Source organism: Streptomyces sp. NPDC091280 (assembly GCF_044768565.1).
Taxonomy (GTDB): Bacteria; Actinomycetota; Actinomycetes; order Streptomycetales; family Streptomycetaceae; genus Streptomyces.
In genome coordinates this window covers 734,766-742,377 of sequence record NZ_JBIVUZ010000003.1, presented here as the reverse complement: position 1 = coordinate 742,377, position 7,612 = coordinate 734,766, and the positions used below count along the sequence as shown (strand labels likewise).

The following is a 7,612-nucleotide window of genomic DNA, read 5'->3' as shown; positions in this document are numbered from 1 at the left end:
GTCGTCGCCTTGGTGAGCCATTACCTCACCAACAAGCTGATAGGCCGCGGGCTCATCCTGCACCGCCGGAGCTTTTAACCCCCACACATGAGTGCAGGAGTGTTATCCGGTATTAGACCCCGTTTCCAGGGCTTGTCCCAGAGTGCAGGGCAGATTGCCCACGTGTTACTCACCCGTTCGCCACTAATCCCCACCGAAGTGGTTCATCGTTCGACTTGCATGTGTTAAGCACGCCGCCAGCGTTCGTCCTGAGCCAGGATCAAACTCTCCGTGAATGTTTACCCGTAATCGGGTGACACATCACGAGAGCGGAACAGCCGAGCGGAATAAGCCCGACCGTTCACAGCGTCCTCGCTGTGTATTTTTTCAAAGGAACCTCGCCACCACACCACCAGGGGTGCAGTGAACGGGGTATCAACATATCTGGCGTTGATTTTTGGCACGCTGTTGAGTTCTCAAGGAACGGACGCTTCCTTCGTACTCACCCTCTCGGGCTTTCCTCCGGGCTTTTCCCTTCGGTCTTGCGTCTCCGACTCTATCAGACCGTTTCCGGCTCCGATTTCCTCGGTGCTTTCCAGGTTTCCGCTTCCGCGTTTCCCTTTCCGGCGAGTCCGACTCTATCAGATCCTTTCGGGCCTGACTCCCAGTCAGCGGGGGCTGCCTTCCCGGCCGTTGGGCCGTTCCGACGTCTCAAACCTTAGCCGATTCCCCCGGCGGAGTTCCAATCGAGGTCCAGTGACCTGATCGAACACAGCCGAGCCCAAATCGAATTGAATTCGGGCACGCCGAAATCAATCCCGTTGGGAGATCGTGCGGATGGTTTGGGTTGCCGCTCTCGCGGCGGAGGTGATGCCGGAGAACCGTTACGGCTTGGCGGCAACCCGAAGAACTGTACCGGTCCACATGGGGTGCGTCAACCACCCCTGTCAAGATCTTTTCCTGGGCGGGTCGGAGACCGCTCAGTCCAGGTCGCTCAGGCGCCCGCCCGCGTCCGGCTGGGCGTGCTCCACCCTGCGGAGCAGCCGGGTGAGGACCTCGCCGAGGACGGCGCGTTCGACCGGGGAGAGGTCCTGGAGCAGGTCCTCCTCGAAGACCGTCGCCATGCGCATCGCCTCCAGCCACTTGCCGCGGCCCTCGGGGGTCAGCTCGACGATCACGCGGACCCGGTTGGACTCGTCCCGCTCCCTGGTGACCAGGCCCTCGGCGACCATGCGGTCGATCCGGTGGGTCATCGCGGCCGGCGTGAGCCCGAGCCGCTTGGCGAGGTCGCCGGGGCCCATCCGGTAGGGCTCGCCGGCCAGCACGAGGGCCTTGAGGACCTCCCAGTCGGCGCCGCTGATGCCGAGGTTCGCGGTCTGGCGGCCGTAGGCGACGTTCATGCGGCGGTTGAGGCGGCCCAGGGTCGAGACGATCTTCTCGACCTGGGGGTCGAGGTCCCGGAATTCGCGCTGGTAGGCGGCGATCTGTTCGTCGAGCGTCGGCTCCGGGACGCCGCTGGTGTCGGCCATGCGCGCAGTATGGCACGCGCCTTCTTTGCCTTGAAGTCCTTGAGTATGTACTCTTTAGCTTCTAAGTCTTCAGATCTAACTAGTTGATTGAGGTGAACGTGACCAGGGCGATGGGTGCAGCGATGCGCCGGATCCACGTGGGCAACGCACTCAGCGCGTTCGGGCTCGGCTTCACGGTCCCGTACCTGTACGTCTATGTGGCGCAGGTGCGGGGTCTTGGCGGTATGACGGCGGGCCTCGTGCTCGCCGTCTTCGCCGTGGCCGCGCTGATCGTGCTGCCGTTCGCCGGGCGGGCCATCGTCCGGCGCGGCCCGCGGCCGGTTCTGCTCGTCGCCCTGGTCCTGGCCGCCGTAGGAGCGTTGAGTCTGGGGCTGGCGGGGAGTGCGGGGGCCGTGTTGCTGTCGGCTGCCGGGCTGGGGGCCGGGCAGGCCGTGATGCAGCCGGCGCTGGCCACGATGATCGTGGAGTGTTCGACCGCGGAGACGCGGTCGCGGGCGTTCGCCATGCAGTTCTTCCTGCAGAACCTCGGGCTCGGTGTCGGTGGGCTGATCGGCGGTCATCTGGTCGACACGACCAGCGCGTCGTCGTTCACGCTGCTGTTCGGGATCGAGGCGGCGATGTTCCTGGTGCTCGCCGGGGTGATGGCGACCGTGCGGATGCCGCACTCGCCGGCCATCGGGGACGCCCCCTCGCAGTCGGCCAAGGGCGCGTGGAAGCAGCTGCTCGGCAATCGGGCCATGGTGCAGTTGAGCGTGCTCGGGTTCGTCATGTTCTTCGCCTGCTACGGGCAGTTCGAGTCCGGGCTGAGCGCGTACGGCGTGGAGGCGGCCGGGATCTCCACGTCCGCGCTCGGGACCGCGCTGGCCGCGAACACGGCGATGATCGTGGTCGCGCAGTTCGCGGTGCTGAAGTTCGTGGAGCGCCGGCGGCGGTCCAGGGTGATCGCCGGGGTCGGGCTGATCTGGGCGCTGGCGTGGGTCACGGCCGGGTACGCCGGGCTCGGGCACGGCAGTCAGGAGATGGCCACGGCCGCCTTCGTGTCGACGTACGCGCTGTTCGGGCTCGGTGAGGCGATGCTGTCGCCGACCGTCGCGCCGCTGGTCGCCGATCTGGCGCCGGAGGGGATGGCGGGGCAGTACAACTCGGCCTTCGCCCTGGTGAAGCAGCTCGCGCTGGCCGTGGGGCCCGCGGTGGGCGGGCCGCTCGGGGCCTCGCTGCCGGGGCCGTACGTCGTGATGTTCCTGGTGTTCTCGCTGGGGATCAGCGTGCTCGCCGTGCGGCTGGGGCGGCAGCTGACCGCCGTACAGGATCAGCCGTGGCGGGCGAAGGGGAGTCTGGTCGTGGCTCGGGGGGCCGCCGAGCCCGTGGGCGTGGACGTGTAGGTCATGCCGGGGCCGTCTGGGCCGTCTTGGGGAGGACGAACTCGCACCAGACGGCCTTGCCGCCGCCGGGGGTGCGGCGGGAGCCCCAGTTGGAGGCGATCGTGGCGACGATCGCGATGCCCCGGCCCGACTCGTCCGCCGGTTCCGCGCGGCGGCGGCGCGGGAGGTGGTCGTCGCCGTCGGTGACCTCGACGATGAGGCGGCGGTCGGTGCGGCGCAGGCGCAGGCGCATCGGCGGGGTGCCGTGCTGGAGGCTGTTGGCGACCAGTTCGCTGGCGGCCAGGACGCCCAGGTCGTGCAGTTCGGCGGGGAAGCGCCAGCTGGTGAGGACTCCGGAGGCGAAGGCACGCGCGCGTGGGGCCGCTTCCACTCCGCCGAGGAGCTCCAGGGCCGCGTTGCGGAAGAGGTCGCCGTCGTGGCCGGCGCGGGTCGGGTGCTGGACGACCAGGACGGCTACGTCGTCGTCGTGGTCGGCGGTGACACCGAGGGAGCGGACCAGGCGGTCGCAGACGACCTGGGGAGTGCCGGTGGCGCCGGCCAACGCGCGCTCCAGGGAGGCGATTCCCTCGTCCAGGTCCTCGTCCCGGCGCTCCACCAGGCCGTCCGTGTAGAGGACCGCGGTGGAGCCGGGGCCGAGCGGGATCGAGCCCGAGGAGTGGATCCAGCCGCCGGTGCCGAGCGGGGGGCCGGTGGGTTCGTCGGCGCGCTGGACCGTGCCCGTCTCGTCGCGGACGAGGATCGGGAGGTGGCCCGCGGAGGCGTACACCAGGCGGCCCTCGTTCGGGTCGAAGATGGCGTACACGCAGGTGGCGATCTGGTTGGCGTCGATCTCCGTGGCGAGGCCGTCCAGCAGCTGGAGGATCTCGTGCGGGGGCAGGTCGAGGCGGGCGTACGCCCGGACGGCGGTGCGGAGTTGGCCCATGACGGCCGCCGCGCGCACCCCCCGGCCCATGACGTCGCCGATGACGATTGCGGTCCGGCCGCCGCCGAGGGTGATCACGTCGTACCAGTCGCCGCCGACCGCGGCCTCGGTGCCGCCGGGCTGGTAGGTGGCGGCGATGCGGAGGTCGTCGGGCTCTTCGAGTCCCTGGGGGAGCAGGGAGCGCTGGAGGGTGACGGCGGTTTCGCGCTGGCGGCGCTCGCTGGTGCGCAGGCGCTCGGCGGCCTCGGCGTGGTCGGTGACGTCGGTGGCGAAGATCAGCACACCGCCCTCGCCGCCGTCGGCGCTCTTGGCGACCGGGGTGCAGGTGAACGTGTAGGACCGGCCGCCGGGCGCCTTGCGGGACTTGAGGGTGCGGGGCTTGCCGCTGCGCAGGACCTGGTCGAGGAGCGGGAGCAGGCCGAGTTCGTCGAGCTCGGGGAGCGCCTCGCGGGCCGGTGCGCCCAGGGGGCGGTCGCCGAAGGCCGTCGTATAGGCGTCGTTGACGTAGGCGATGCGCTGGTCGGGGCCGTGGACCAGGGCGACGAGGGCCGGGACGCGGTCGAGGACCTCACGGACGGGCAGGTCGTCCACGGCGGGGACGGGCGGCGGCTCGTCGGTGAGCTGCTCGGCGCGGGCCGCGGGCACGGAGCCCTCGCCCCGGCGGTCCGGGGTGACCTGGTGGTCGGTCCGCGCTGCGGCGCGGCGCTGCGTTCCGGGGAGCCGGGCGCTCCAGCGCGTGAAGTTCACGAATCCTTGCCTCGTGTAGGTGTCGTCGGCCGGTTCCGGACCCGGCCGGGGTCCGGGGCCGCGCGGCGGGGCCGCACATCGGTCGCCGGGGGATGCAGCACAGTGGGGAGAGCCTCTTGGGTGGGACGGGCGGGCGCGGGCCCGTCCGAACGTCGGGGACCAGTCTGGCAGTGTGGCGGACCGGGCCGATATTCGTCAGACGCCCCGGCCGCCGGTGGAGTTCCTCGGTCCGGTCAGTTCGACCCCTTCGGGTCGTGCGGGGGCCTGCCACCGGCCGCGAGTTCGAACTCGGCCCGCGGGTGTTCGAGTGAACCCAGGGAGACGATCTCCCGTTTGAAGAGCCCCGCCAGGGTCCATTCGGCGAGTACGCGGGCCTTGCGGTTGAAGGTGGGGACCCTGCTGAGGTGGTAGACGCGGTGCATGAACCAGGCAGGGTAGCCCTTCAGCTTCCGTCCGTAGACCTGCGCGACACCTTTGTGCAGTCCCAGGGAGGCGACCGAGCCGACGTATTTGTGGGCGTACGTCTGGAGGGGCTCGCCGCGCAGGGAGTGCGCGATGTTGTCGCCGAGGACCTTGGCCTGGCGGACCGCGTGCTGGGCGTTGGGGGCGGTCTCCGTGCCGGGCGCGTCGGCGGTAACGTCCGGGACGGCCGCCGCGTCGCCCGCGGCCCACGCGTGCGTGGCGCCCTCGATCGTCAGTTCGGGGGTGCATTTGAGGCGGCCGTGCGTGGTGAGCGGGAGGTCGGTGGCGGCGAGGACCGGGTGGGGTTTGACGCCGGCCGTCCACACGAGGGTGCGGGTGGGGAAGCGCTGGCCGTCGTCGAGTATGGCGACACGGTCGGCGCAGGAGGCGAGGCGGGTGTCCAGGAGGACCTGGATGTTGCGTCTGCGCAGCTGGGTGACGGTGTAGGTGCCCATCTCCGCGCCGACCTCGGGGAGGATGCGGTTCGAGGCCTCCACGAGGATCCACTTCAGGTCGTCGGCCTGGACGTTGTGGTAGTAGCGCACGGCGTAGCGGGCCATGTCCTCCAGTTCGCCGAGCGCCTCGACGCCGGCGTAACCGCCTCCTACGAAGACGAAGGTCAGGGCCGCGTCGCGGACCGCGGGGTCGCGGGTGGAGGAGGCGATGTCGAGTTGTTCGATGACGTGGTTGCGCAGGCCGATGGCCTCCTCGACGGTCTTGAAGCCGATGCCGTGCTCGGCGAGACCGGGGATCGGGAGGGTGCGCGAGACGGAGCCGGGCGCCAGGACGAGTTCGTCGTACGACAGCTCTTCGGTGCCGGTGCCCTCCTCCTCGGTGGCGAGGGTGCTGAGGGTCGCGGTGCGCTTGGCGTGGTCGATGGCGGTGGCCTCGCCGATGACGACCCGGCAGCGGTCCAGGACGCGGCGCAGCGGGACGACGACATGGCGGGGGGAGATCGAACCGGCGGCGGCCTCGGGGAGAAAAGGCTGATACGTCATGTAAGGGTCGGGAGAGACGACGGTGATCTCCACCTGCCCGCGCTTGATTTCACGTTTCAACTTCTTCTGAAGGCGCAGGGCTGTGTACATCCCGACGTAGCCGCCACCGACAACGAGAATGCGCGCGCGTTCCTTCACCATCCCATGACGCACCCGGCGCTGGAGTTTGTCCACAGGCTCGACAAATTGTGTGACCGGCGAGGGAGGTCGTACGCGAGCGCCGGAATTGCCGGATTACGCGGCAGGTACGCAGGTCAGCGGGGGTGACGGGGGTACTGCCCGTGGGGGCAATCGGGATGTATGCGACCCGTACTCCGATCGGGGGGCGCTCCGTGCGGAACCTGCCCCTTCTGAATTGACCCCCTCTCAACTATGTTCGTGTGTCGACGGGGTGAAGGGGGATGCGCTCAACGAGCCCGCGAGGCGCGTGGTTCGTGAACCGGGCTTGTCTCACGATGCTCCGGCTGCCAATGGCGGGGAGTCTCCGGGGGGAGACGTCATTAACCGGGGGAACGTGTATGCATATTCAGGACTCTCATTGGACATCCGCGTCTGCCGTCGCATCCGGCGGCGCGGTCGGAGCGGCGGCGGGAAACGGACGCGGGGACAGCTCGCGCACCACGCCGTTGCGGGTGGACGCACAGCGCAATCTGGAGCACGTGCTGCGGGCGGCACGTGAGGTCTTCGGCGAACTGGGCTACGGCGCGCCGATGGAGGACGTGGCGCGGCGCGCGCGGGTCGGTGTCGGCACGGTGTACCGGCGCTTCCCGAGCAAGGACGTCCTGGTGCGCCGGATAGCCGAGGAGGAGACCTCCCGGCTGACCGACCAGGCGCGTTCGGCGCTCGGCCAGGAGGACGAGCCGTGGTCGGCGCTCTCGCGCTTCCTGCGGACGTCGGTGGCCTCGGGTGCCGGGCGGCTGCTGCCGCCGCAGGTGCTGCGCGTGGGCGTCGCCGACGAGGGCCCCGAGGGCTCCCTGTTCGACGAGGCGCGGGTGCCGCAGCAGCGGACGCAGCCGGGCGCGGGTGAACTGCGGCTGGTTCCGGACGAGTCGGCCGGGTCCCTGGGCTCGGTGGTCGACGACGCCGGGGCGGCGGCGCTGCTGGAGGTCGTGGGGCAGCTCGTGGACCGGGCGCGGGCGGCGGGTCAGCTGCGGCCGGACGTGTCGGTGTCGGACGTACTGCTGGTGATCGCGACGGCGGCGCCCTCGCTGCCGGACGCGGCGCAGCAGGCGGCGGCGTCCGCGCGGTTGCTGGACATCCTGCTGGAGGGGCTGCGGTCGCGGCCTCTGTGAAGCGGGGCGGTGACGAGGTCGAGCGGTCCGTTCGCGGGTGACTCGAATAGGTGACTGTGGTGCGTGGGCACGGTGCGGCCCGCGCCCCGAGTGATGCCCGGGATCATTCCGGGCATTTCAGTCACCGGCGCCAACTCCCTTTCCGGGGACGACAGTTGAGCCTTCCCCGGAGGGGTGAACGCTAGTACTGCGTTGCGGGAAGTCCCCACGGACGAGTGGATGGTCCGTACGACGGGGTCCTGAACAAAAGCCAATATGGCTACGCTGAGCCGGTGTTCGGGACTGGTTGGGCAGGCGGCGG

At 69.9% G+C, this 7,612-nt stretch carries 5 protein-coding genes and 1 rRNA gene; 2 read left to right on the top strand and 4 right to left on the bottom strand.

All coding sequences use genetic code 11. The features are described from left to right. Positions 1–275: ribosomal RNA gene (locus ACIQPR_RS13430) — 16S ribosomal RNA — on the bottom strand; the annotation flags it as partial. A 684-nt stretch (positions 276–959) separates the two neighbouring features. Beyond that, complete coding sequence (locus ACIQPR_RS13425; protein ID WP_403646427.1) at positions 960–1,508, bottom strand: MarR family winged helix-turn-helix transcriptional regulator; 549 nt, start codon at positions 1,506–1,508, stop codon at positions 960–962. A gap of 122 nt (positions 1,509–1,630) precedes the next feature. Between ACIQPR_RS13425 and ACIQPR_RS13420 the strand changes: the two genes are divergently transcribed. Continuing rightward, complete coding sequence (locus tag ACIQPR_RS13420; RefSeq protein WP_403646425.1) at positions 1,631–2,890, top strand: MFS transporter; 1,260 nt, start codon at positions 1,631–1,633, stop codon at positions 2,888–2,890. Position 2,891: 1 nt separating this feature from the next. Here the strand turns inward: ACIQPR_RS13420 and ACIQPR_RS13415 are convergent, their stop codons facing one another. Both ACIQPR_RS13415 and ACIQPR_RS13410 read right to left on the bottom strand, forming a co-directional pair. Next, positions 2,892–4,559, bottom strand: coding sequence for a SpoIIE family protein phosphatase (locus ACIQPR_RS13415; RefSeq protein WP_403646422.1), 1,668 nt, complete (start codon positions 4,557–4,559; stop codon positions 2,892–2,894). Between the two features lie 233 nt (positions 4,560–4,792). Then, positions 4,793–6,160 (bottom strand): NAD(P)/FAD-dependent oxidoreductase, encoded by a 1,368-nt coding sequence (locus ACIQPR_RS13410; protein WP_403646420.1) that lies wholly within the window; start codon positions 6,158–6,160, stop codon positions 4,793–4,795. Between the two features lie 377 nt (positions 6,161–6,537). Here ACIQPR_RS13410 and ACIQPR_RS13405 point away from each other — a divergent pair, with 377 nt between their 5' ends. Continuing rightward, entirely contained in the window at positions 6,538–7,311 is a 774-nt protein-coding gene (locus ACIQPR_RS13405; protein ID WP_403646417.1) for a TetR/AcrR family transcriptional regulator, read from the top strand. Positions 7,312–7,612: the final 301 nt, after the last annotated feature.